The organism is Ilumatobacter sp. (genome assembly GCF_039969435.1).
Lineage (GTDB): Bacteria > Actinomycetota > Acidimicrobiia > Acidimicrobiales > Ilumatobacteraceae > Ilumatobacter_A.
The window spans coordinates 1-23,843 of sequence record NZ_JBDVNU010000034.1 but is presented as its reverse complement, the minus strand read 5'-3'; the positions used below and the strand labels follow the sequence as shown (position 1 = coordinate 23,843).

The 23,843-nt window shown below is 68.9% G+C and carries 19 protein-coding genes and 3 tRNA genes; 10 read left to right on the top strand and 12 right to left on the bottom strand.

Features of this window, described 5'->3' with window-relative positions; translation table 11 throughout:
• Nucleotides 1-35: 35 nt before the first annotated feature.
• Entirely contained in the window at nt 36-572 is a 537-nt protein-coding gene (locus tag ABJK40_RS16700) for a VOC family protein (RefSeq protein ID WP_348480643.1), read from the top strand.
• A 36-nt stretch (nt 573-608) separates the two neighbouring features.
• Here the strand turns inward: ABJK40_RS16700 and ABJK40_RS16695 are convergent, their stop codons facing one another.
• From ABJK40_RS16695 to ABJK40_RS16675, 5 genes are all read right to left on the bottom strand, one after another.
• The gene (locus ABJK40_RS16695; RefSeq protein ID WP_348480644.1) at nt 609-1,499 is read right to left on the bottom strand and encodes an SMP-30/gluconolactonase/LRE family protein; all 891 of its coding nucleotides are present in this window, start codon (nt 1,497-1,499) and stop codon (nt 609-611) included.
• 88 nt (nt 1,500-1,587) lie between these two features.
• Nucleotides 1,588-2,484, bottom strand: a complete 897-nt coding sequence (locus ABJK40_RS16690; protein ID WP_348480645.1) for a haloalkane dehalogenase — start codon at nt 2,482-2,484, stop codon at nt 1,588-1,590.
• Between the two features lie 264 nt (nt 2,485-2,748).
• Nucleotides 2,749-5,100, bottom strand: coding sequence for a DEAD/DEAH box helicase (locus tag ABJK40_RS16685; RefSeq protein ID WP_348480646.1), 2,352 nt, complete (start codon nt 5,098-5,100; stop codon nt 2,749-2,751).
• A gap of 170 nt (nt 5,101-5,270) precedes the next feature.
• A complete protein-coding gene (locus ABJK40_RS16680; RefSeq protein WP_348480647.1) occupies nt 5,271-5,729 on the bottom strand; it encodes a GNAT family N-acetyltransferase in 459 nt (152 codons plus the stop codon).
• An 80-nt stretch (nt 5,730-5,809) separates the two neighbouring features.
• Nucleotides 5,810-6,667 (bottom strand): LLM class F420-dependent oxidoreductase, encoded by an 858-nt coding sequence (locus ABJK40_RS16675; RefSeq protein ID WP_348480648.1) that lies wholly within the window; start codon nt 6,665-6,667, stop codon nt 5,810-5,812.
• A 166-nt stretch (nt 6,668-6,833) separates the two neighbouring features.
• On the opposite strand from ABJK40_RS16675, the gene egtB reads away from it, so the two are divergent.
• The 3 genes from egtB to ABJK40_RS16660 all read left to right on the top strand — a co-directional run bounded on the left by egtB (nt 6,834) and on the right by ABJK40_RS16660 (nt 10,741).
• Nucleotides 6,834-8,213 (top strand): ergothioneine biosynthesis protein EgtB, encoded by a 1,380-nt coding sequence (gene egtB, locus ABJK40_RS16670; RefSeq protein ID WP_348480649.1) that lies wholly within the window; start codon nt 6,834-6,836, stop codon nt 8,211-8,213.
• A 66-nt stretch (nt 8,214-8,279) separates the two neighbouring features.
• Nucleotides 8,280-9,236, top strand: coding sequence for an L-histidine N(alpha)-methyltransferase (gene egtD, locus ABJK40_RS16665; RefSeq protein ID WP_348480650.1), 957 nt, complete (start codon nt 8,280-8,282; stop codon nt 9,234-9,236).
• 164 nt (nt 9,237-9,400) lie between these two features.
• The gene (locus tag ABJK40_RS16660; RefSeq protein WP_348480651.1) at nt 9,401-10,741 is read left to right on the top strand and encodes a hypothetical protein; all 1,341 of its coding nucleotides are present in this window, start codon (nt 9,401-9,403) and stop codon (nt 10,739-10,741) included.
• Nucleotides 10,742-10,864: 123 nt separating this feature from the next.
• Here the strand turns inward: ABJK40_RS16660 and ABJK40_RS16655 are convergent, their stop codons facing one another.
• Complete coding sequence (locus ABJK40_RS16655) at nt 10,865-11,356, bottom strand: YajQ family cyclic di-GMP-binding protein (RefSeq protein WP_348480652.1); 492 nt, start codon at nt 11,354-11,356, stop codon at nt 10,865-10,867.
• 138 nt (nt 11,357-11,494) lie between these two features.
• On the opposite strand from ABJK40_RS16655, the gene ABJK40_RS16650 reads away from it, so the two are divergent.
• Nucleotides 11,495-11,577, top strand: a tRNA-Tyr gene (locus ABJK40_RS16650).
• Between the two features lie 266 nt (nt 11,578-11,843).
• Complete coding sequence (locus ABJK40_RS16645; RefSeq protein WP_348480653.1) at nt 11,844-12,119, top strand: DUF1905 domain-containing protein; 276 nt, start codon at nt 11,844-11,846, stop codon at nt 12,117-12,119.
• A 178-nt stretch (nt 12,120-12,297) separates the two neighbouring features.
• Here ABJK40_RS16645 and ABJK40_RS16640 read toward each other — a convergent pair whose 3' ends face one another.
• From ABJK40_RS16640 to ABJK40_RS16620, 5 genes are all read right to left on the bottom strand, one after another.
• The gene (locus ABJK40_RS16640; RefSeq protein ID WP_348480654.1) at nt 12,298-14,478 is read right to left on the bottom strand and encodes an acyltransferase family protein; all 2,181 of its coding nucleotides are present in this window, start codon (nt 14,476-14,478) and stop codon (nt 12,298-12,300) included.
• Between the two features lie 83 nt (nt 14,479-14,561).
• Entirely contained in the window at nt 14,562-15,113 is a 552-nt protein-coding gene (locus tag ABJK40_RS16635) for a flavin reductase family protein (RefSeq protein WP_348480655.1), read from the bottom strand.
• 10 nt (nt 15,114-15,123) lie between these two features.
• Nucleotides 15,124-18,093, bottom strand: a complete 2,970-nt coding sequence (locus tag ABJK40_RS16630) for a hypothetical protein (protein ID WP_348480656.1) — start codon at nt 18,091-18,093, stop codon at nt 15,124-15,126.
• Nucleotides 18,090-21,263, bottom strand: a complete 3,174-nt coding sequence (locus ABJK40_RS16625) for a hypothetical protein (RefSeq protein ID WP_348480657.1) — start codon at nt 21,261-21,263, stop codon at nt 18,090-18,092. Before ABJK40_RS16625 ends, ABJK40_RS16630 begins: the two co-directional genes overlap by 4 nt.
• A 100-nt stretch (nt 21,264-21,363) precedes the next feature.
• Nucleotides 21,364-21,777: a hypothetical protein gene (locus tag ABJK40_RS16620; RefSeq protein ID WP_348480658.1), complete on the bottom strand. Its 414-nt coding sequence runs from the start codon at nt 21,775-21,777 to the stop codon at nt 21,364-21,366.
• A gap of 169 nt (nt 21,778-21,946) precedes the next feature.
• Between ABJK40_RS16620 and ABJK40_RS16615 the strand changes: the two genes are divergently transcribed.
• A complete protein-coding gene (locus ABJK40_RS16615; RefSeq protein ID WP_348480659.1) occupies nt 21,947-22,633 on the top strand; it encodes a hypothetical protein in 687 nt (228 codons plus the stop codon).
• A gap of 70 nt (nt 22,634-22,703) precedes the next feature.
• Here ABJK40_RS16615 and ABJK40_RS16610 read toward each other — a convergent pair whose 3' ends face one another.
• On the bottom strand, nt 22,704-23,228 hold the full coding sequence (locus tag ABJK40_RS16610) for an N-acetyltransferase family protein (protein ID WP_348480660.1): 525 nt from the start codon (nt 23,226-23,228) through the stop codon (nt 22,704-22,706).
• A 139-nt stretch (nt 23,229-23,367) separates the two neighbouring features.
• On the opposite strand from ABJK40_RS16610, the gene ABJK40_RS16605 reads away from it, so the two are divergent.
• The 3 genes from ABJK40_RS16605 to ABJK40_RS16595 form a co-directional block, all read left to right on the top strand.
• A tRNA-Thr gene (locus ABJK40_RS16605) sits at nt 23,368-23,440 on the top strand.
• A gap of 49 nt (nt 23,441-23,489) precedes the next feature.
• Nucleotides 23,490-23,566, top strand: a tRNA-Met gene (locus ABJK40_RS16600).
• Nucleotides 23,567-23,621: 55 nt separating this feature from the next.
• Nucleotides 23,622-23,843, top strand: a 222-nt coding sequence (locus ABJK40_RS16595; protein WP_348480087.1) for a GTP-binding protein, incomplete at its 3' end; no start/stop codon positions are given.

Here is a 23,843-nt window from a genome sequence, read left to right as displayed (position 1 = left end):
GCGCGAATTCGCTCTCGACCTGGAACACTGAACCGATGGCGAGCGAACCTGGATCCAGCCCGACATTCGGTACTTCACGCGACGGTGACCACCCCGATCGAGACGACGAGTGGGAGGCGCTTCGCGGGCGCTTCATCGCACCTCCCGAGGACCGGCCACCGTCATCCGCCCGTGGCCAGCACCACCAGGCGCTGATCTCCTCCGACGTCGTGCGAACGATTGAGTTCTACCAGGGGCTCCTCGAGTTCCCGTTGACCGAACTGTTCGAGAATCGGGACTACGCAGGGTCGACCCACTTCTTCTTCGACATCGGCAACGGCAACGCACTCGCGTTCTTCGACTTCCCCGGCCTCGGCCTGGAGGAGTACGCCGAGGTGCTCGGTGGCCACCACCACCTGGCGATCTCGGTGGAACGGGCGAACTGGGAGCGGTTGAAGTCCAAGCTCGAGGCCGCCGGGGTCGACACGTACCTCGTCGACGACACGTCGCTCTACTTCGCAGGGCCCGACGGTGAGCGCATCGAGATCATCAGCGATCCGCTGGGTGAGATGTACGGCATGAAGGTCCTGTAGCGGTTTCGGACGGACCCTGCGCCCACGGCGTTCGCCCTACGGCCTCCCGGCGTGGGCCACGTCGACCCTCGTGCTCACGATCGAACCGGTGGCGGTGCCTGCGACGACGTCGGGGCTCGAGTCGTCGGCGAGGAGCACGAACAGCGTCCGTCCGTCGTCGCCTCCGAGCACGCAGGCGTAGGTGTTGTTCGGCGTGCCCATCCGGATGGTGGACGGGTCGCCGATGTCGCCGGACCCGATCACCCGCACGATCTGCTTGCCGACCGCGTCGGAGAACCACACGCCCTCGTCCTCGTCGAGAGTGCACCCGTCGGGAGCCGTGCCGTCCACCTCGGCCCAGACCCGCGGTTCGGTGAGCAGACCGTCGTGGTCGATGGTGAACGCCGTGTACTGACCACCGAAGGTCTCACCGACCATCAGCGTGCGTCCGCTGGGGGTGATCACGGCACCGTTCGGGAAGAGCAACTCGTGCGAGTCCGCGACCACACGGCCGTCGGGATACACGATCGCCATGGTGGTGGTCTTCACCGCATCGCCGGCTTCGAAGTCGAAACCGAAGTTGCCGACGTAGGCGATGCCGGTGGACGAGACGACCATGTCGTTGCAGTGGCCACCTGCCACCTCGGACAGGTCGGCGTGCTCGACCACGGTTCCGTCGGCTTCGCGACGCATCACCTTGCGGTCGAGCATCGAGACGAACACCAGACGTCCGTCGGGCAGCCAGCCGAGCCCGGACGGCCGACCGTCGTGTTCCAGTTCCACGTGGCGTGTGCCGGTGCCGTCGGCGTGGATCTCGACCGAGGAGATCGTCTGCTGGTAGAAGTCGCTGAACCACAGACGACCGTCGTGCCAGCGTGGGCCCTCACCGAAGTCGATCCCGTCGATCACGGTGGTCCACTCGACCTGCATCTGTGTTGCTTCGTTCATGTGGCGACCGTAGCCCGCCCCGCGTCGCGCCTCCCGGCTCGACCTGCCATCCACCCGTCGTGGTGATGGCGGACGGCGGCGCCGGACGTCACGTGAGCCAACGCGCGATGGCCTCGCCGATGTCGTCGGGGCTGTCCTCCTGGACGAAGTGCGTCCCGACCACCCGGACCTCCGTCTGGTTCGGCCAGTTGCGGCAGAACTCCCGCTGCCGACCGACGAGGATCGAACCCGGGTCGGCGTCGATGAACAGCTTCGGGATCTCGTTGCTGTTCATCCAGTCGGCGTACCCCCGGACGATCTCCACGACGTCGGCAGGTTCGCCCTCGATCGGGATCTGGCGCGGCCACGTGAGGGTGGGTCGACGATCCTCTCCCGCTGCGGCGAAGGGTTCACGGTAGACGGCCATCTCCTCGGCGGTGAGGCCGCTGATGATCGCATTCGGCAGGATCGCCTCGACGAACAGGTTCTTCTCCAGGCACAGTTCCTCGCCGGCCTCGGAACGCAGCCCCTGGAAGATGCCGCGGGCGTTGGGCGGCCAGTCGTCCCACGAGGGGATCGGCATGACGATCGCCTCCATGTACGCGATGCCGGCGACGCGGTCGGGGTGGCGGTGCGCCCAGTCGAACCCGAGCGCCGATCCCCAGTCGTGGATCACCAGCACGACCTCGTCGCCCAGTTCGAGGGAGTCGAGCAGTGCATCGAGCCACGCCCGATGTTCGACGAACGTGTAGCTGCCCGGTCCCGAGTCGTCGAGCTTGTCGGAGGCGCCCTGGCCGATCAGGTCGGGTGCGACGACGCGCCCGAGGTGCGCCACGTGCGGGATGATGTTGCGCCACAGGTACGACGACGTGGGATTGCCGTGGAGGAACACGATCGTGCGCTCGGATCCCTGACGCGGGCCGCTGTCGAAGTACGCCATCGACCTCGTGACCCCGTCGACCTCGATCGCAGCATGCTGTTTCGGTAGCGGTGCAGTCGTCCCCATCCCCGAACCCTCGCACGTCGGTGGTTGGACCTCGCAAGTCGACCGACGAATCGGGCCGGTAGCCGTCGTCCTCGCTCCCTGACGCCGGCGCCTGCGTCGCCTGGGTTCCGACCTCACGATTGCGGGAATGTCAGGCTGGGCTGACATCGCGGTCGGTCGCGTCAGGCCAACCTGACATCCCCCTCGATCGACCGCCGGAGCTCACCGGGTCGTCAGAACCAGAACAGGGACGTGGTCGCGGGAACAGGTGCGTGACGGCCCCGATCAGCGTGAGTCGTTGTTGGCCCGCCGGACGCGCACGGGCTTGTTGCGGATCTTGGCGCCTTCGAGGCTGCGCAGGATCTTGCCGGCCTGCTGTTCGGGAACCTGGACGAACGCCGACTTGTCGTTGATCTTGATCGCGCCGATCTCGCTGCCGCGCATGTTCGCCTCGTTGGCGATGGCACCGACGAGGTCGCCCGGGCGCAGCCCTGCCGACCGTCCGAGGTTGAACTGCAGGCTGACGAAGCCGGCCTCGACGCTGTGGCTTCCGTCGGGGTTGCGGGCGGCACGCTTCTCGTCGCCGCCGCGACCCTCGCGTTGTCCACCATCACGCTGACCACGGTGGCCCTGCTTCTCGAAGCGTCCTCCGCGGTCTCCGCGGTCGTCGCGTTCGTAGCGCTCGCGACGGTCGCCCCGGTCGTTGCGGCTCTTGCCGGAACCGGCGTTGACGTCGGGGATCTCCTCCTCCTTGGTCGTGCGACCGGCCGCTTCGTGTGCCATCCGCACGGCCGCGATTGCGACCTCCATCGGATCGTGGTCGGCGGTGAGACCCTCGACGATCGTGCGGTACAGGTCGGCGGACTCCTCGTCACCGATCTTCGCAGCGACCTCCTCACCGGTCTTCTTCATGCGTTGCACGGTGAGGTCGTTGACCGAGGGGACCTTCTCGATCTTGATCTCCTGGTTGGTGTATCGCGACAGGTTCTGGATCTTGCGGTGGTCCTTGGGTCCGCCGAGCGTGATCGCGATGCCTTCGCGTCCGGCGCGCCCCACGCGGCCGATGCGGTGCGTGTATGCCTCGGTGGTCTGGGGGATGTCGTAGTTGACGACGTGCGACAGATGGTCGACGTCGATGCCGCGCGCGGCCACGTCGGTGGCGATCAACAGCGTTGCGACCCCGCTCTTCAAGCGGCCCATGGCTCGATCGCGCTGGTCCTGGCTCATGCCGCCGTGCAGCGCTTCGGCGCGGTAGCCACGGCCGTTCATCGTGTCGGTCAACTCGTCGACGTCGCCCCGTGTGCGACAGAACACGATCGCTGCTTCCGGGTTCTCCATGTCGAGGATGCGGCCGAGAGCCATGGCGCGGTGCGAGCGATGAGAGAGGTAGGCGCGCTGGGTGACCTTGGGTGTGGTGCCCTCGGTGTCGCTGGCGCGCTTGATGCTGATGCGAACCGGATCGCTCAACTGCCGGTTGGCGATGGAGTCGATGCGGTTGGGCATGGTGGCCGAGAACAGCACGGTCTGGCGCTCCGGTGGAGCGGCGTCGAGGATCGCTTCGAGGTCCTCGGCGAAGCCCATGTCGAGCATCTCGTCGGCTTCGTCGAGCACGACCATGCCGCAGTTCGACAGGTCGAGCGATCCGCGCTTCAAGTGGTCGAGCACGCGTCCCGGGGTGCCGATCACGATGTCGACCCCCGCGTTGAGCAGGCTGAACTGCGGCCCGATGTTGGTGCCGCCGAACAACGCGGCCATGCGGACACGACCGGTGGCGCCGTACTCCTTGAACGCCTCGGCGACCTGGTTGGCGAGTTCGCGGGTCGGCACGAGCACCAGCCCGAACGGCAGCTTGGACTTCTTCGACGACACGACACGATCGAGCATCGGCAGCGCGAACGCCGCCGTCTTGCCCGTGCCGGTCGCGGCCTGGCCGAGAAGGTCGAAGCCGTCGAGGAGCGGCGGGATCGACTCGGCCTGGATCGGCGTCGGATGCTCGTAGCCGAGCTTCGTCAGCGACTCCAACAGGTCGTCGGACAACCCGAGGTCGGCGAACGTGAGTGGCCCGTCCTCCGGAATCTCGTCGTCGTCCCCGAGATCGTCGTCCCCGAGGTCGGCGTGGAGGCGCCCGCCTCCGTCGTCGACATCGTCGAGTGCGTCGCCATCGACCGGCGTGACGTGACCGCCCTCCGCGTCGTCGGCGGTCGTGTCCTCGACCGGCGCGTCATCGGTCGTGGTGCTCTCGAGCTCGACGTCGTCGACGAGAACGCCCGGGAGGCTCCCGTCGGTCCGAGCTTCGTGCTCGGCCAGGAGTCGGTCGATGGCGTCGAGCGGAGGCGCCTTCATCTCGACGGTGTCGTCGGCCTCGCCGTGCTGTTCGTGGTCGGGACCGTCCGTCGGGCCGCCGTACGCAGCACCCGCCGTGGGCGCAGGCAGGTCGCTCGCGGGCACGTCGTGCGCAGCGCGGACCTCCGGAGTCGCGAACTCGGGAGCGGTGCCGTGGTCGGCGTCGACGGCATCGAACAGCGTCTCGGCTCGGGGCTCCTCGGTGATGGACCCGTCGGGTACGACCGGTGACTCTGCGTGCGGGTCCCAGGACGTGGACGTGGAGGAATGGTCGGATGAGGTGTGCTCTGACATGGCTTCGATCCCTTTGGAGCGCAGTCGCCCCGTTTGATGCCCCGTGGTGTCGAAGCTCGTCCAGACTACGTGGCAGTTCGCCGCAACGTGGCGTGTCGTGTGGCCACTCGTGCGGGCGGGCCGCATCGTCGTTCGCCGGCGGGTGCCGGATCGCGGGACCCGGCCGGGTGCTACGCGCTCCGTCGTCGCGGCAGGTCGAGGAACAGGTCGAGGCGACCGGGGGTGATGTCGACGGGAGTCCAGCCCAACCGCGAGCCGAGCCGCGAGATCGGCCGGCTCCGGCGACTCGACGTCATGAACACACGCCCGAACTCGGCGTGTTCCGCGACCTGGATCACGTGGATCAGGAGCTTCGTCCCGTGGCCCTCCCCCCGGTGACCCGCCGCCACCGCCATCGAGATCTCGCCGTCGATCGACAGCGACGCCATCGCGACCAGCCCGTGTTCGGACATCACGCCGAAACGCGTCCGCGTGGGGTCCACGACTCGGCGCACCAGGGACGGGAACGGCTTGGGGTTCGCCGCGTCGACCCGGCCGAAGCGACGCGACTCGTTGCGGAGCTCGGTGACGAACGGGCCGACGAGGAAGAACAGGCTGGGATGATCGACGGCGACGATGTACGGCTCCATCGGTTCATCGTCGCGGCGCGACGTGTCGGAGATGTTTCGAGACGTCGAACGTCGCGTGGCGAAGCTCCGAGGACGCAGAGTCAGGCGTCGGCGAGGGCCGCCACCAGTGGGGCGTACTCGTCGAGCTTGGCCATCACCTCGTCGCGAGGACCCTGCGGGAGCCCGAGCACGGCGCGCGAGATGCCGGCCGCTGCCAGGTCGGTCAACGTGTCCTGCGACGGTGCTGCCCCGAACACTCCGCGCTCGACGGTCTCGGGGTCGCGATCGATCGCTTCGCACGCGTCGACGACGGTCTGCCACTTCTCGAGCGGGTGCCGTCCGCCGATGGGCATCCAGCCGTCACAGAACTCGGCGATGTGAGCTGCGGTCTTCGGCCCGGCGTTCCCGCCCATGATCACCGGCGGACCACCCTCCTGGGTCGGCTTGGGCCACGACCACGACGAGGAGAACTTCACGTGCTCACCGTCGAACGACGCCTCGTCCTGGGTCCACAGTTGCTTCATGGCGAGCACGTTCTCGCGCAGGACGTCTCGGCGCTCGCCGTACACGGCTCCGTGGTGGGCCATCTCCTCCTTGTTCCATCCGTAGCCGACGCCGAACAGGAATCGGCCGCCGGAGATGCGGTCGAGGCTCGCCACCTCCTTGGCGGTGTGGATCGGGTCGCGCTGTGCGACCAGGCAGATGCCGGTGGCCACCTTGATCTCGCTCGTGACGGCAGCGCAGGCGGCGAGCGACACGAACGGGTCGTGCGTGCGCCAGTAGAACTCGGGCAGCGGCGGCGCTCCCTCGTTGCCACCCCACGGCGTGACTCTGCTGGTCGGGATGTGGGAGTGCTCGGGGAACCAGAGCGACTCGAACCCTCGTGCCTCCGCCTCGCGGGCCAGTTCGACCGGGTCGATCGTCTGGTCGGTCGGGAAGATCATCACACCGATTCGCATGCATCGACCATAACCCGACCGGTCTCGGCCACGTCTGCCCGGCTCCGCCCACCGGAGGCGCACCCGCCAGGTGTCTGTGACAGCTCCCGTGTCGATTGGGCGTGTTGTCCCACTGTTCACCTGTTGGTGAGGAACATCGCCGGTCGGGGTGGTGTTCGATGGGTGCATGAACGTTGCTCCCGCATCGTCGACCACGACCTCGCACCCGGTGTCGACCCCGACCGGGAACTCGCAGGTCGCCTCCCACCGACTCGACCCCGATCGACTCGCTCGTCGGTTCGTCGAGGTCCGGGCACGCACCGAACGTCTGGCGGCCCCGTTGTCCGCCGAGGACCAGGTGGTGCAGTCGATGGCCGACACCAGTCCCACGAAGTGGCACCGTGCACACACGTCGTGGTTCTTCGCGGAGTTCGTGCTCGGCGCCGACGGCACCAGCGGCCGTCCCGGCGACCGACCGGAGTACCGATTCCTCTACAACAGCTACTACGACGCCGTCGGCGCTCGACACCCGCGGCCCAACCGCGGTCTGGTGACCCGCCCGTCGCTCGCCGAGGTCGGCGAGTACCGCCGTCACGTCGACGCGGCGATCGACGAACGGTTCCGGCGCGGGAATCTCGATCGGGCCGAACTCGCCGTCATCGAACTCGGAACCCATCACGAGGAACAGCACCAGGAGTTGCTGCTGATCGACATCAAGCACGCCTTGTCGATGAACCCCGCCGTCGGCCCGGCCTACGTGCAGCGCACGGACATCGCTGCTGCGGACCCCGGTCCGGCGTCGTTCGTCGAGTTCGACGGCGGCCTCGTGACGATCGGTCTCGTCGACGCCGGCAGCGTTCACGGCGACCGCTTCTCGTTCGACAACGAAGGCCCGGCACACGAGGTCCGCCTCTACGACTTCGCGCTCGCCGACCGCCTCGTCACGGCAGGCGAATGGTTGGACTTCATGGCCGACGGCGGATACGACCGACCCGAACTGTGGAAGTCCGACGGCTGGTACCGCGCCCAGTCCGAGGGGTGGACGGCGCCGCTGTACTGGCGTCGCAACCCCGACCAGATCGATTCCTGGTGGATCCACACGTTGACCGGGATGCGTGACGTCGACCGGCACGAGCCGGTCTGTCACGTGTCGCACTACGAAGCCGACGCCTTCGCCACGTGGGCCGACGCGCGCCTCCCGACCGAGTTCGAGTGGGAGCACGCAGCACGCACGCTGGGGCGTTCGTCGACGGTCGACGGCTTCCTCGACGAGCAGAACGACCACTTCACGTTCCACCCGACATCGGCCGGGCCCGTCACCGGCGGTCTGCGGCAACTGTTCGGTGCCGCGTGGGAGTGGACGTCGTCGGCATACCAGCCGTACCCGGGGTTCCGGCCCGTCGACGGTGCGATCGGCGAGTACAACGGCAAGTTCATGTCGGGCCAACAGGTGCTGCGCGGCGGCGGCGCACTCACCCCGCCCGGCCACGCTCGCTCGACCTACCGCAACTTCTTCCACCCACACACCCGCTGGCACCTGGGAGGCCTCCGCCTCGCCCGCGACTGACCGACCTCCGTGGTCGGATCGGATCCGACCACGGGCGCGCGGCTCGACACCTCGAAAGCAGAGACGATGGACGTGACCCGACAACTCGACGAGACCGCGCGCGAACTGCGTGACGCACTCACCCGCTTACCGCGGACCCTGCCGCCGCGGTGGCTGTACGACGACCGGGGGAGCGAGCTGTTCTCCCGGATCACCGGCGTCCCCGAGTACTACCAGACCGAGACCGAGCGACAGATCCTCGCCGACCACTCGGCGGCGATCGCCGAGATCACCGAGGCCACCACCGTGATCGAACTCGGCTCCGGCACGAGCGACAAGACACGGACGCTGCTCGACGCGTTCACCGCTCACGGCCTGATCGAGCGGTTCGTGCCGCTCGACGTGAGCGAGCAGACCGTGCTCGACGCGGGCGAGATGTTGTCGGAACGTCACCCCGACATCGAGATCTCCCCGGTCGTGGGCGACTTCACCCGCCATCTCCACCGCCTCGGCGAGGTGGCGTCGTCAGGACCCAAGCTCGTGATGTTCCTCGGTGGAACGATCGGCAACTTCTACGTCGAGGAGCGCCGTGCCTTCCTCGGTGCGCTCGGCGACGTGCTCGCACCCGGCGACTGGGTGCTGATCGGCCTCGACCAGATCAAGGCGGTCGACCGCCTGATCGCCGCCTACGACGACGACCAGGGGGTGACCGAGGCGTTCATCCGCAATGCGTTGACGAACATCAACGCCACCTACGACGGCAATCTCGACGTGGGCAACTTCGGCTACGTGCCGTTCTGGGACGGACGTCAGGAGCGCATCGACATGCGCCTGCGGGCCGAGGAACCGATGCACGCCCGCTTGGAGGGACTCGATCTCGACCTCGACCTCGGGGCGGGGGAGGAGATCCGGGTGGAGATCTCGTCGAAGTTCCGTCCAGAGCGGCTCGCAGCCGAACTCCACGAAGCGGGGTTCGACGCGTCCAGGGGCGTGTTCGCCGACGACGACGACGATTTCGCCCTGCTGCTGGCACAGCGTCGCTGACCCCGTCCGGTGTCGTCGTCACGCCTCCTCGTCGCGCGTCGGCGGGTTCCGACCGTCGCCGAGTTGGCACCGAAGGGGACACCTCCCCGTTTGGAATCGGTGGTCTCGGAGGAATGCTCACGTCTCCACCAGTGCCACGGGCACTCGACGAGCGAGGAGCTCTCATGATCCACAGGACCTCATCCACGAACTCGGCGATCCGCAAGTTCATCCCCCTCACGGTCGCAGCGACACTGACCGTCGCTGCGTGCGGGACGGGTTCCGACGAATCGTCGGCCGACAGCGAAGACACCTGTCGCACCGCCCAGCGGCTCGTCGACGACGCAGCGGATCTCGACGACGACGGAATCGACCGCCAGTTCGATCGGCTCGCCGACATCGACGGGATCGACGACCTGACCGACCTGGACGAGGTCGACGATCTGGTCCGTGACGCCGACGAGGACGCACTCGACGACGTGGTCGACCTCCTGAACGACGACCTCGACTGCGACCTCGACATCCCGACACTGGCGTCGGTGGAGACCGTGCCGGACACCGAGCCCACCGTGTCCACCGAGACGGTCCCTCCCGCGCCGTCCGCGCCGTCGACCCCTGCGACCACCGAGGAACCCGTCGACACGGAGCCGGCCACGACCGAACCGGAGGCGACCACGCCCGAGGACTCCGCACCGGAGCCGCCCGAAACGGCCGAGCCCGGCGCCGCGGGGACGGTCGAGATCGGTGCGACGGGTCCGGGGCTCGACATCCCCGACCTCATCACCTCGGCACCCGACGCGGTGGCCGAGTCCGGGATCACGCAGATCCCGGTTCCGGCCGGAGACGTCGGCGTGCTCGAGTACGACGTGCGCTACGACGTGGACACGTTCGCCGACGCCCCGGAGTACTCGGCGAGCGAGTCCTTCACCTTCGTCGCCGCGACCCCGATGGCGATCGACGACGTGCGGATCGCGTTCGTCGACGCGATCAGTGCGAACGGCGACTACGACGTGACCGACTCGACCTCGACCCAGGACACGACCTCGACGACCTCGACCTCGCTCGACCCGGTCGACTTCGGGGAAGCACCGCAATTCGACGTGTTCGTCACGTCGGACACCGAGGTGCCCGGCGTGGTCCTGATCGAGATCGATCTCTTCGAGAGCCGCGACGGGGAACTCCCCGCCTACATCGCTCCGGCCGAGGAGAACTTCGCGACGGCTCAGGACATCGGTGAGACGGCGGGTTGGACGGTCCGTGGCTGGCGCTGGGCTCCCGGCGTGAACCAGTTCAGCGGCGATGCGTTCACCTCCGGCGGCATCGACTGGACGGCCGGAACGGGAACGGCCGCCGACGTGGCCGCGATCTCGGCGGAGCTGCTGCCTCAGCTGCCCGCCCCCGACTTCGAGGACGTGACGGCGGAGGACGAGTTCTACACGTTCGAGGACGGGAGCTCGTGGAGCATCCGCTTCTCCGATGCCTTCGAAGGTGAGGAGCTGCGGGTGGGATACGACGTCACCCTGTGACCCGTTCGTGACCCGACCGGTCGACGACCGAACCGATCCCCCGGTGCCGATCAGGCGCCGGGGGATCGTCGCGTTCGCCGGCGTACGGCACGCAGGGACGCGGCGACCTGGCTCGTCGGGACGTCAGTCCCGGAAGTTCTGGAACTGCAGCGGGATCCCGATGTCGGATTCGGCCTTGAGCATCGTGATCACCTCCTGCAGCGTGTCGCGCTTCTTGGCGTTGACCCGGATCGAGTCGCCCTGGAGCTGGCTCGTCGCTCCCTTGGGGCCCTTCTCCTTGATCGTACGGTTGATCAACTTCGCCTTCTCCGACGAGATGCCCACGGCGATCGTCATCACCTGACGCACCGTTGCCTGGCTCGCCTCCTGCACGTCGCCGTAGTCGACACCGCGCAGTGACACGCCCCGCTTCACCAGCTTCTCCTCGACCACGATGCGCAGGGCGTCGAGGCGGTCGGTGCTGGCGGTGTGCATCGTGATCACCAGATCCTTCAACTCGATCGAGGAGTTGGTGTTCTTGAAGTCGAAGCGCTGGGCGACCTCCCGCTGGGCCTGGTCGACCGCATTCCTGACTTCCTGCTCGTCCACTTCGGACACGACGTCGAAACTCGGCATGACCGAAACGGTAGCGGGCGTCGGCCGGGGTGCCGAGACGCGTGTTGCGGCGATGGCCGTGAGCGATACGCTCTGGGTGCCCTGTTCGACAGACCACTGCGAGTCTCGAGTCGAACGTCTGACGAACGGGGACCAAATGGGTCGGTGTCCGAGCGGCCAAAGGAAGCAGATTGTAACTCTGCCGGCGTATGCCTTCGAAGGTTCAAATCCTTCTCGGCCCACAACAGGAGACGATGGCGTGGCGAACAGCGTTCGACCGCCGTCGAGCATCGAGAGCCCGTCGACTCAGGTCGACGGGCTCTCGTCGTCTCGTCCGGAGTTGCTTCGAGCGGTCGCCCGTTGCTCCTTCGCACACGGTGTGTGTCGGCAGGCCTGACGGTCCGTGTGCCGCGGCACACCACCCGTTTGGTAGATCTGTCACGATGTTCGGTACGACGCCAGGCCACTTGCGCTCCGCGCCGACGCCCCCGAGCATCGGTGCCCGGCCATGAGCGCTCCGACCGTGTCGTTCGACGCCGTGCTGGTCACGAGCCCTGCGAAGGGCGGCTGGACCTACGTGGTCACCGACTGGACCGCCGAACACTTCGGGACTCGTGGCCTCGTCAAGGTTCGCGGAACGGTCGACGGGCACGCCTTCGAGAGTGCGCTCATGGCGCTCGGCGACGGCACACACAAGCTCCCGGTGTCGGCAGCGACGAGAGCGGCGATCGGCAAGCAGACCGGCGACACCGTCACCGTCACACTCGGCGAGCGGATCGGATGAGTTCGCCCCGCCGCACGCCCGGCTCCGATTCGTCGGCGGCGGATGCAGCGGCGATCGCGGCGTACGTCGACGCTCTGGAGGAACGCCTTCTCCCGAGGATCTCGTCCGACGACTCGTCGACGCACTGGTGGTCGTCCGAGAGGCCGAGTACCGGTGACATCACACCGGTGACAGGCGATCAGTATCCGGCGATCTCCACGAGTTGATCGAGGAGGATGCGCATCACGTCGACCTGCAGCCGGTCGACGTTGTCGAAGTGGATGCCGTCGCTGCGCAGCGTGGAACTGACCGAACAGTCGTTGTCCGGGCACAACCATCGTGCGTAGTCGAACGTGGGGAGTTCGATGCCGGCGACCGCCCGGTTGAGGCAGTCGGTCACCCCGTCCTGCTCGCTGGGGTCGAGCTGCGGTGGGGCGACGGTCGAGATCACCACCGGGAAGTCTCGGTCGATGCGGGTCGCGAGCTGCTCCAGATCGCGAGCCCACCGTTGGTCGAAGCCGGGCTCGCACGGCTGCACGATGCTCCCGTCGTCGAGGCGTCGCCCGCCACCACCCGGCCAGCCGAACAGGACGTAGACCACGTCGGGCGCGAACGCCGCCAGGTCGTCGGCGAACCGGTCGTCGCCCCGGCACTGATCGGGCGCTCGCAGCGTGGATCCGTCGGACAACCACCACTCGCCCTCCTGGATCACGGGGCAGGCGATCTGGGCGAGGTTCAGGATCTCGACGGATCGGGTGTCGTCGAGGTCGAGTCGCTGGCTCCGCTGGTCCGCCGACGACAGCGACAACGCCACGGAGTCGCCGACGATCGCGACGCGGAGTGGATCGTCGGTCGGCCACGGAATCGTTGCGATCGGTGTCGGCGTCGGTGCGACGACCGCCTCCTCGGCGCCCAGCGGCTCGGGCGTCGGTCGTTGCGTGTCCGATGGGCCGGTGGTGGGGAGCGGGGCCGTCGGTGCGTCGCCCGGTCCTGACCCGGTGTCCGACGACGCATCCACGACGTCGACCGGGACGGACGGCGGCGTGGGGCGGGGCGGGGCGGAGACCGGAGCGCCCACTCGTGATGATGCAGCGAGCGGTGGCGCTTCGGGAACCGCGTAGTCGACGGTGTCCTGACGACGTCGTGAGAGATCGGCTCCTGCCACGGCGACACCGAGCAACAGCGTGAGTGAGCAGGCATACGCGGCACCGGTGCGCCACGACGCGAGGCGGGGGAGAGGAGCCCGTCGCTCGACGAGCATCCAGGACAGGACGGTGAGGAGTGCGGTCGTCGACACCCACAGCGAACCGAGGAGCGGCCCGGAGAGGCCGGTGCGTTCGGAGGAGAACACGACGATCACGGGCCAGTGCCAGAGGTAGACCCCGTACGACACCTTGCCGATCGCCACGAGTGGGCGGCTCGACATGACTCGGACGAAGGCGGTGCCGTCCACGCATCCGGCGATCAACGCCACGGAGAGGAGGGCGACGAGCAGGAAACCCGGCCCGTACAGCCAGCGTTGCGAGCCGTCGAGGATCGTGGCGAACACGACGAATGCGGCCACGCCGAGACCGGCCGACACGTCGCGGATGCGCCCCGGAACCCGTGCGATGCGAGCCACGACGCCGCGGATCGAGCCCACCGCTGCGCCGACTGCGAGTGCGACCGCGCGGGTGTCGGTCCCGTAGTAGAGCCGCCCGATACCGGCGCCCCGCGACCGGAGCCACATCGCCGACGCGAACGATGTGGCGGCGACCAGCACGGCGAGTGCGCCGACCAGGTGACGGGTGGTGCATCGCGTCGGTGCCCGGCGCGACGAGACGAGTGCGAGGCCGGCGATCACCAGCGGCCACACGATGTAGAACTGCTCCTCCACCGCCAGCGACCACGCATGCTCCAGGAGGGGCGGCGAATCGTAGGTGGCGAAGTAGTCGCGGTCTTCTCCGACCTGGAACCAGTTGGCGAAGTACAGCAGCGTGCTGATCACATCGCCGGGCATCCGTTCGAGCACCCGTCCACCCTGCGCGAAGGAGTACGCAGCCACCGCCGCGGTCAGAGCGGCGAGTGCCGGATACAGGCGGCGCACTCGACGGGCCCAGAAGCGACCGAGCGCGAGACGACCGGTGGTGTCGACCTCGGCGAGGGCGATCGAGGTGATCAGGAACCCGGAGACGACGAAGAACACGTCGACACCGATGAAACCACCGTCGACCACACCTGCGTGGAAGAGGAACACCGCGCCGACCGCGACGGCGCGCAGTCCGTCCAGACCGGGCAGATAGGGGAGGCGATCAGCGGGTCGGCGACCGTCCGACGGATCGCCGTCGGTGGCGGCCCTCCGGTCGGCGACCTCGACAGGAACTCCTGCTCGACCCCGCACGAACCGAGCCTATCGAGCCGTCCGCACCCGGTGGTCTCGCCCCACTGCGGTGCTGCGACCACGGACCCGGCCGCGCCGGGGGGTCAGTGCCGCTTGACGCCGCCGTACTTCATGCGGGTGTCGGACATCGACGCCGGCCGTGCGTCGTCGTCGGCGATCGCCGCGGCGACGACCTCGCCGACGAAGAGCGTGTGCGTGCCGAGGTCGAGCGTGTGGCGGACCTCGCAGTCCATCCACGCGATGGCCTCGTCGAAGATCGGAGCGCCGGTGACCGATGTCGACACTGCTCGACCATTGAGCGTGTCGCCGTCGTCGACAGCGGGTTTGGAGAACTTCACGAACACCCGGGTGTTCTCCGCATCCCACAGGTTGACGGAGAACGAACCACCCTGCGAGATCAGGCGATGGGTGACGGCATCGTTGTCCACGCCGACGCCGATCAGCACCGGCTCCATCGACAGCTGCGTGATCCAACTGGTGGTCATCCCGTTGCGAACGCCGTCGTGTGCCGAGCCGACCAGTGCGAGAGCATTCGGGATCTTCCACGTGACCCGGTTGAGGAGTTCGTCGTCCGGCGACGCGTCGTCCTGCGTCTCGGGAGTCGATCCGTCGGAGGGCGAAGCGTCGTTCGTCATGTGGTCGACCCTACGGGTGCCCGGTGTCCGCGTGCATTCCCTCGTCGTCGGGACCGGTCGGATCGGACCGCGGATCGGGGTCGGCGCGAACGGAGGTGCGGACGATCGGTGTCGCGAGGGAGACGAGCAGTTCGGTCGCCTGGCGCGTGAACGACGGTGCACGCATCTCGCCGGACGTGATCACGGCGGCCGTCGCGAGGGTCTCGGCGCGGGCCGTGTCGCCGAGCGTACGGGCGACCCGGGCGCGGGTGAGATCGATCGGACCGAACGTGCACGACCCGCACCAGGACCAGGTTCCGGCGAGTTCGTCGAGCGCTGCGTCCGCGACCGCCAGCGCCGTCGGATCTCCCGTGGCGGCGGCCGCCTCCCCGATCGCGACGAGGCCCGCCGAGTAGACGGGGTCGCGGACCAGGGCCACGACCCCGGCGCCCGTGACGTGTGCGAGCGCTGCGACCGCCTCGTCGTGCTCGCCGGCAGCCGCGGCGGCTGCGGCGTGGGCGGCGTGCCACGCACCGATGCCCGGTTGGTCCGTCGCGAGCGTACGCAGCGAGTCGAGCAGGTCGCCGACGGACCCGTCGAGCATCGATGCGACGAGGTGATGTGCGCCGAACACCGCGGCGACGCGGTCGGCATCGACCGGCCCGGCGAAGACCAGGGACTCGTCGACCTCGCGACGAGCTCCGTCCAGATCTCCGTCGAGGATCGCGACGTTCGAGCGGATGTAGTGCATCTCCCACTCGCGACTCTGCTCGTGGAGTCGCGCGGCCACGTCGTGCAACTCCGACACCGTGCCCCGGTAGGCGGGATCGCTCCGCATCACCTCGCACGAGTACCTGATCTGGAGGCCCTCCCACCGGAGGTCGGCCCGACCCAGTCCGTCGGCGAGTCGGAGCAGTCGGTCGGCGTGGTTCGCACGTACCTGCAGGTCGCGGTGGAGGGGAACGGCCATGTAGGCCAAGGGCAGCACCTCGGCGGCGACCGTCGGGTCACCGCTCGCGTCTGCGTCGCGGACGGAGTCGTCGAAGCGCGTCCGGAGCAGGTCGGGGTCCCCGGCGAGACTGAGCACCATCGCCGCCGCGGCGCCGACCCGGGCTCGGTCCCCGGGATCTGCGAGGCGATCGAGCAGTTCGTCGACGACGCGCATTCGTCGTGTGTCGACCGGGCCGACGCCGCCTGCCGCACCCAGGCGGCACCACTCGAGCGTGGACCGCGCTGCCAGCTCGTCGTCACCGATGTCGGATGCGACGGCGACCACATCGGCGAGGAGGGCATCGCCGGCGGCGTCGCCCGCAGCGAGGAGTGCCCGGCCCGCCTCGATCGCCAACCGGCACCACGACGCCGATCGGCCCTCGGTGCGTGCGATCGGGTCGAGAACGCGACCGATGATCGCTGCTGCGACGTCGTACTCGCCGTGCTCGACGTAGGCACCGGCCGCAGCGAGCGTCCGGGCGACGGTGCGCTCGTCACCGGCTCCGAACGCCCGGGTCGACCAGCGAGACCGCAGGTCCTCGCGGCGGGCGTGGTCGAGCGCCGGGAGTTCGAGCGCACACAGGCCGCGGGCGATTTCGGCGCGGTCCGCCTCGCTCGCCGGCGCGAGGGCTGCGTCTGCGACGTCGCTGCTCGCCAGGTCGATCGTCCTGCTCGTCGCGTCGACGCGGACGAACCCGGCGCGCGCGGCCTCGAGGGCCAGCGCACGCGCCGCCGGGATCGCCGCGTCGAGGTCGTCGATCGGCACCGGCTCACCGAGGGTGGCGAGAGCGGCGAGAAGTCGGTGGACGCCGGGAGACGCGGTCTCCAGGCCGAGCGTCCCGGGAGCCGTGTCGGAGTGTCGGATCGACACCCGACCTTCGGATGCGCCGTGACCGACCGCCGCGGACACGGCCTCCGGGTCGGCGTCGCCGGTGACGACCCACCCGACGGGCGTCTGGTCGAGCCGTGCTGCGATGCGTCGCAGGAGGAGTGACAGGTCGGCTCCGGGGTCGCAGATGTCGACCACGGCGACCAACGGGCGCCCACCCAGCAGCGACGTCGTGATCGACGGACTCCCGAGGTCGTCGACACGGAGCCGGGCCGAGGCCGTCGAGAAGCCGCTGGCGCGCGCGTCGTCGACCACCCGAGCGAGCAGTGCCCGTCGATGCGCGTCATCGGGTCCGCGGAGTACGACGACGAAACGCTCGTGGGCCTCCCACGCCGTGCGGACGTCCGATGCCCGCCGGGCGATCCCCGCATCGCGATGTTCGAGCAACGCCCCGCGCGGCGAGCCGTACGCGTCGCGGACGAGAACGTCGACGTTGTCGACGCGGTCGCGCAACATTCCGTCGAGATCGACCAGTCGGCGACCGACGCCCAGACCGACCTCGCTCATCGCCGAGCGTGCTCGGGCGAGGACCGCGGTCCCGGCTCCGATTCCCCCGCGCTTCACTTCGGCGACGGCGAGCAACCACCATGCTCGTTCGTCGCATCCGTCGCCGCCGACTCGTGCCTCCAGGGAGGCGATGAGCGCGTCGACGTCCGTGGTCTGGAGCAGGTTCGCCAGGTCGTGCGCCTCGGGAGGGGAGTGTCGACGCCGGAACTCGATCCGTGCCCGCCGGAGATCCGAGACGTCGGCGAGTTCGATCAGGAGCCCCGTACCGCTCGCGTCGGCGTCGGCGTCGTCGCCACCGCTCGCCGGGTCGGCGATGGGGCGCTCGACGTGGAGGCTGACACCGGCTCCGAACGAGTACCCGGCCGGCGTGGTGGCCACGAGTCCGGGAACCGTCGTGCGGAGTCGCGCCAGGTGGTTGTGGATCGACTGCTTCGCCGTGGCCGGTGCCTCGTCGGGCCACACGAGTGAGATCAACTGGTTCAGCGAGATCGGTTCCGGGTGGCGCAGCGCCAGCCCCGCAACGACGACCCGCTCCTTCGGCCGCAGCGCCGCCGGGTGCCCGTCGACGATGACGGCGATGGGGTGCCCGGCCACCACGCGGATGCCGATGGTCATCGGGTCGCCGCCAGGACTCCTGCGAGTCGACCCGCGTAGGCCGGAGCGCCGACGAGCGCCGTCGAACGCAGGCCCCGGATCGCCGCGTCGCGAGCCCGATCGAGGTCGCCGGTCGTCGCGTGCAGCCGCGCCAGCGTGAGGTCGACGGGACCGATGCACCCGACGTTGAACCATCCCCACCGACCTGCGAAGGGCGAGAGGTGGCCGATCATGGCGTGCACGCGATCGAGGTCGCCGAGGCGGACCACCCCTTCGCCGACGAGGACGAGTCCGCCGAGCATCGTGAAACTCTCGGGGATCCGATGGATGTCGTTCGCGAACACCTCGTCGAAGGCCCCTCGGGCTTCGTCGGGGTGCTCGAGGGCACCCGTGACGACCCGTACGGCCTTCCAGATCATCATCTCCGGCTGGCGTTCGATCAAGTCGATCACGAGGGGGTCCAGTTCGGCCATCCGATCCTCCAGCAGTCGGATGGCGAACATGTGCCCGCCGTAGCTGGAGGCGATCAGCTGCCTGCTCGCCGTGACGTCGTCGCCCAGCAGCATGCTCGCGTGACGCTCGGCCTCGATCACGTCGCCGTCGAGGAGCGACACGGTGGCGCGGAAGTTGAAGAGGGTCCAGTTCCGGCTGCGCTGTCCGAGCCGGGCGGCCAATTCCTCGATGGCGGCCATCGGGATCCTGGGGTCGGCGTCGCCGGCCGACATCGCGTTGGCGAAGTCGAGGCGGTGTGCCGCGTACACGAGATCGTCACGGCCGAGATCTGCGCCGAGTCGATGCAGCTCGGCGGCGATCCGCCGTCGCTCCCCGACGTCGTCGGGTCGACTGAGCGGCGTGTACGCCGTCGCGAGCACCTCGGCGCGCACGGCCGGGTCCCCACAGGCGCGTGACAGGTCCTCCGACTCGAGATACAGCCGCCGCGAGGTCGCCGGATCGTCGGCGATCGATGCAGCAGTCGCCCCGGCCCGGCACACGAGTGCACGCAGTGTCGGCTCGGTGACGTGCTCGTGGGCGTGAGCGAACAGCGTGGCGGTCGTCGCCTCGATCCGCCCGACACCGGTGGTCTGGTTGAGGTTGCACAGGCGGGTGGCGGCGCGTGCGACGGTGTCGTGCTCGCCGAGTTCCATGGCGCGCAGGCCGCCTGCAGTGAGCAGGTCCGGAGCCTCCGGGTCGCCTGCGTCGACGGCGGCGGTGCCGGCGAGCACGGTCATCTCCGCCCATCGGGCCGATCGGCCCTCGAGGTCCTCGACGAGTCGGACGGCGAGACGGGCGAGGCTCAGCGCCTCCTCCGACCGCAGTCCACGAAAGGCCGATTCGGCCTGGGTCATCGTTGCAGCGATGGCGCGTTCCGGGTCGCGACTCGACGCCGAGCGCGCGAAGCGGGCGATGTCGGCGAGGTGCTCGTCATCGTCGGCCGACAGCCCACCGGTCGACGCTCCGATCGTCATCGTGACCCGCTGCGCCATCGCCACCTGCTCGTCGGGGCTGATCAGATCCAGGAACGACTGGCGGAACCGCTGGTGGACGAACCGCCACCGTTCCCCCTTCCACCGGTCCGGGTCGACCGCCTCGATCAGACCGTGCGCCTGTCCGAGCGCCATCATCGGCGAGGCGTTGTCGGCGAGTTCGAGCAGATGGGACCTGCGGAACTCGTCGCCGAGGACCGCCGCGACGATCAAGGCGTCGCGCAGCATCGGAGGGAGCGAGTCGACCCGGAGTCCGGAGTGGCCGGTCACGAGTGAGGCGACGTCGGGCTCGACGAACGGTGTCACTGCCGGATCGTCGGGGAGTCGCCGCAGGACGTCGATCGTCAGCTCACGAACGAAGAGTGCATTGCCGTCGGCGCGCCCGTCGATCCATCGTCCTGCGCCGTTCGACCAGGGCCCGGGTGGGACGAAGGAGTGGAGATACGCGTCGATGGCCGGGCGCTCCCAGCGGGGCAACTCCACCACGTGCCCTGCGTCCACCGACGGACCTCGGTCGGTGGGTCGGCCCTCCGGGCGGGTGGCGAACAGGATCGACACCCGCCCCGACGTGTCCTCCACGGCCCGTGACAGTCGCCGGAGTTGCACCACCGTCTCGGGAGTCGCGTGGTGGACGTCGTCGACCACGAGCAGCACTCTGCGGTTGCCGGGAGCCGTCACGGAGGCGAGCACCGCTGCTGCGAAGTCACCGCCGGCCTCGCCGTCCTGGCGACGCAGGGCGGTCGCGGCGTGCCGTTCGCGCCGTTGCGTGTCGAGGTCGATCAGCGGGGCGAGCGGGTCGATCTCGATCGGAGAACACGTGGTGACGAAGCAGTTCCACCCGAGTGGTGCGAGGCGCTGCGTGATCAGAGCGAGCGCACTCGACTTGCCGCCTCCGGCGGGGGCCACGAGCGACAGGGACGGCGACGATCCCGCGTCGATGGCGTGCGCCACCTCGCCGATCACGCCCGTGGGGTCGATGATGCCGACGGGGGCGACGGTCGACGACGGACCCGGTCCGGCCGCCGGCTCCGCTCCGAGCGATCGGGGGTCTGCTGCGGCCGGGCTGTCGAGGAACACGTCGTCGTCGGCGATCGCCCGTTCCAGCAGGTCCAATGCCTTGGTTCCCGCCACGCCGAGGTGGACGGGTCCTCGACGGCACTCGCGCAACGTGTCGAGTGCTCGTCGTCGGCGACCGAGACGGGCTGCGACGAGCGCGACCCACCACCAGCGGACGAGGCGCTGGGGTGCCGCCTCGAGCAGATGCTCGACGTCGGCGAGCAGGTCGTCGTCGGCGCCCGCTCGGACGCGGTCACGCAGATCGTCCTCGGCTCGTCGCAGCGCCGTCACGCGATCGCGCGCCCGGGCGATCGTCACCGCCGGCTGATCCGCCAGGTCGAGGTAGCTGAGCGGGCCGCCGCTGCACGTGATCTCGATGCCGTCGTGGAAGCGATATCCCTGCTCGGCGGTGTCGATCAGGTCGGGCGTGCTCACGCGGATCCGCGAGACGTGGTTGTGGACCGACTTGATCGCCGTGTTCGGCAACTCGTCACCCCAGATCAGCGGTGCGAGCGATGCCGCCGTGGCCGGGGCCGGGTGGTGCAGCGCGAGTGCCGCGACGATCGACCGCTCCTTCGCGCGGAGCGACGCGATGCCATCGGGCCCGATCACCGCCGTCGGCCCGGAGACGTCGACCCTCCAGTCACTCACCCCGGTGATTCACCCGTTCCATCCGGCGGTTCCTCGGCCCGACCCGCAGCTCGTCGATCCTCCGCATGCTCATCGCGCAGCCTCCTCGCAGTCGCCGTCATCAGGGGTGGCGCTCGACGCGAAACGTGAGGTCGCCCGCGAACTCGTCGTCGATGTCGACCTGGAGGTCGTACTGTCCTGGCGCCGGGAAGCTGACCGCGTGCAGCGGGATGACGAACGGAACCTGACGACCCTCGCCCGGCTGCAGGCCGGGAGGCTGTGGCTGCTCGTGCAACGCCACGTTGACCGTGGCCACGAGGGTCGCCGTGTCGGCGGCCTTCACCTTCATCACCATCGTGTGCGCGTCGACGGCCTCGTCGGGAGGCAGGTGGACCATGGCGGCGACGTGGCATCCGAACGCGGCCGGGAACGATCCGGTCGCCAACCGGGTGAGGCCGCCCGACTGGACGAACAGCAGACCTTCACGGACCTGTGCGAAATCGCAGAGGATCAGTGCATCGAGTCGTGCCGCCACGACCCCGACGCTAACCCACCCCGCCGCCGTCGGTCCTCGCAGTCCGCCCCTCGGGTCGCACTACGCACACGATGCAACGGCCGTGCGCGAAGCCCGGGTGCGCATCCGGTGTGGGTGTACCGTTCCGGCGGGACGCATCGGGCGCCCCACTCGAGAGATCGGCCGGCCCGTGATGTCCTCCTCCCGCTCGGTGCGCATCGCCGCACTCGCCTCGTCGGTGCTGCTCGCACTGTCCGCCTGCTCCGGATCGGACGACGCCGACGCGCCGTCCGACGACCCACCCGTGACCGCCCAGGTCGACGGGTCGCCCGACGCCACGGTTCCGGCCGACGGCGGAACCTCCGTGGCGGTCGAGACACCGGACGACGCTCCCGACGACGAGGCGGATCCGTCCGATGACGCGTGCGCAGGCCTGTCGGCGGCCGATGTCGCCGCAGCGTCGGGAGTCGCGGGTATCGCTGACGTCGACGACATCAGCGTCGACGTCGACGTCACCTGTCTCTTCTCGGTCCCCGCTGCCACCGACGCCATCTCGATCGGTTCGCAGTCCGTGGGCGACTTCCTCGGCGGTGAACTCGCCGATGCGACTCCCGCCGACGCACTCGCCACCCTGGCGTCCACCCGGGAACTCGTCCTCACCGAGGTGACCTCGTCGGAGCAGGTCGACGTCGGTGGGGTCACGGCGCTCGTGATCGTGGGGTCCTCGCCCACCGGTGGCAGCGTCGGATACGCAGCCGCGATCGTCGACGGGTCGCTCGTCGAGGTCGATGCGTCGGGCGCCGGCATCGCGCCCGATCCCGCTTCCTTGGCGACCGTCGTCATTGACGTCCTCGACCTCGCGCTCGCCGCGCGCTGACCGGAACCACGACGACCACGCCGGTCGACGACCGTCGGCGTGGACATCGGTGTTCGGCGGTTCTCCTGCGTCAGAGCATGAGTTGCATGACGGCCATGTCGAGCCAGCGACCGAACTTGCGCCCGACCTGTCGTTCCACGCCGATCAGTTCGAACCCGCACGCCCGGTGCAGAGCGCGTGACGCCTCGCCGCTCGCCTCGATCCGCGCGATCATCGAGTGGAACCCCGACCCGCGGGCGGTGTCGATGAGTTCGTCCATCAACGTCCGTCCGATGCCGAGCCCGGCGTGGTCCCGCGCCACGTAGACGGAGTCCTCCACCGTCGTGGAGTAGGCGGCCCGCTCCCGGTACGGCGACATCGACGCGAAGCCCACCACCGAATCGGACGTGACTCTCCTCACGGCGACGATCGCGGAGAAGGCTCCCGATCGCTGGGTGATCCATTCCCGCTGGGCCACGAGGCTGCGCGGGACGATGTCCAGCGTGGTGGTGTGGTTCTCCACCTCGTGGTTGTAGATCGACCGGACGACCTCGGCGTCGTCGACCGTGGCGAGCCGCGTCGTGATCTCGCTGCGGGATCTCGACGGCTCGGACATGGCGCCCGAAGGTACCCGGTGGGGGCGCTCTCGCCGACCCGGAATCGCGCGGTGGTTGTCGCAACGCGGCCGATACACTCTCGGGCTGGCCGCAGCTCAGCTGCGGCCCGAAGGTTGCCTTCGGGTGCCTGTGAACAAGGCCCTCTTAGCTCAGTCGGTAGAGCACAGCCATGGTAAGGCTGGTGTCGTGAGTTCGATTCTCACAGAGGGCTCGACCAGTGGTCGGGGAAACCCGGCGACGAGCAATCAACCAAGCCACACGGCGGCGTAGCTCAGTTGGTCAGAGCATCCGGCTCATAATCGGAAGGTCCTCGGTTCAAGTCCGAGCGCCGCTACCAGTCCAGACACACCACAGATCCAGAGGAATCCACCTCGGAGGAAGAGGAAGCAAGAATGAGCAAGGCAAAGTTCGAGCGGGACAAGCCGCACGTCAACATCGGCACGATGGGTCACATCGACCATGGCAAGACCACGCTCACGGCTGCGATCTCCAAGACGTTGGCGGCTCGTGGGTTGGCGGAGTTCACGGATTTCGATGGGATCGACAAGGCGCCGGAGGAGAAGGCGCGTGGGATCACGATCTCGATTTCGCACATCGAGTACAACACCGAGAAT

Excerpts from the sequence above, each read along its gene's own strand:
- ABJK40_RS16700 (WP_348480643.1), top strand. The coding sequence starts at position 36 with ATGGCGAGCGAACCTGGATCCAGCCCGACATTCGGTACTTCACGCGAC.
- ABJK40_RS16695 (WP_348480644.1), bottom strand. The coding sequence starts at position 1,499 with ATGAACGAAGCAACACAGATGCAGGTCGAGTGGACCACCGTGATCGAC.
- ABJK40_RS16690 (WP_348480645.1), bottom strand. The coding sequence starts at position 2,484 with ATGGGGACGACTGCACCGCTACCGAAACAGCATGCTGCGATCGAGGTC.
- ABJK40_RS16685 (WP_348480646.1), bottom strand. The coding sequence starts at position 5,100 with ATGTCAGAGCACACCTCATCCGACCATTCCTCCACGTCCACGTCCTGG.
- ABJK40_RS16680 (WP_348480647.1), bottom strand. The coding sequence starts at position 5,729 with ATGGAGCCGTACATCGTCGCCGTCGATCATCCCAGCCTGTTCTTCCTC.
- ABJK40_RS16675 (WP_348480648.1), bottom strand. The coding sequence starts at position 6,667 with ATGCGAATCGGTGTGATGATCTTCCCGACCGACCAGACGATCGACCCG.
- egtB (WP_348480649.1), top strand. The coding sequence starts at position 6,834 with ATGAACGTTGCTCCCGCATCGTCGACCACGACCTCGCACCCGGTGTCG.
- egtD (WP_348480650.1), top strand. The coding sequence starts at position 8,280 with ATGGACGTGACCCGACAACTCGACGAGACCGCGCGCGAACTGCGTGAC.
- ABJK40_RS16660 (WP_348480651.1), top strand. The coding sequence starts at position 9,401 with ATGATCCACAGGACCTCATCCACGAACTCGGCGATCCGCAAGTTCATC.
- ABJK40_RS16655 (WP_348480652.1), bottom strand. The coding sequence starts at position 11,356 with ATGCCGAGTTTCGACGTCGTGTCCGAAGTGGACGAGCAGGAAGTCAGG.
- ABJK40_RS16645 (WP_348480653.1), top strand. The coding sequence starts at position 11,844 with ATGAGCGCTCCGACCGTGTCGTTCGACGCCGTGCTGGTCACGAGCCCT.
- ABJK40_RS16635 (WP_348480655.1), bottom strand. The coding sequence starts at position 15,113 with ATGACGAACGACGCTTCGCCCTCCGACGGATCGACTCCCGAGACGCAG.
- ABJK40_RS16630 (WP_348480656.1), bottom strand. The coding sequence starts at position 18,093 with ATGACCATCGGCATCCGCGTGGTGGCCGGGCACCCCATCGCCGTCATC.
- ABJK40_RS16610 (WP_348480660.1), bottom strand. The coding sequence starts at position 23,228 with ATGTCCGAGCCGTCGAGATCCCGCAGCGAGATCACGACGCGGCTCGCC.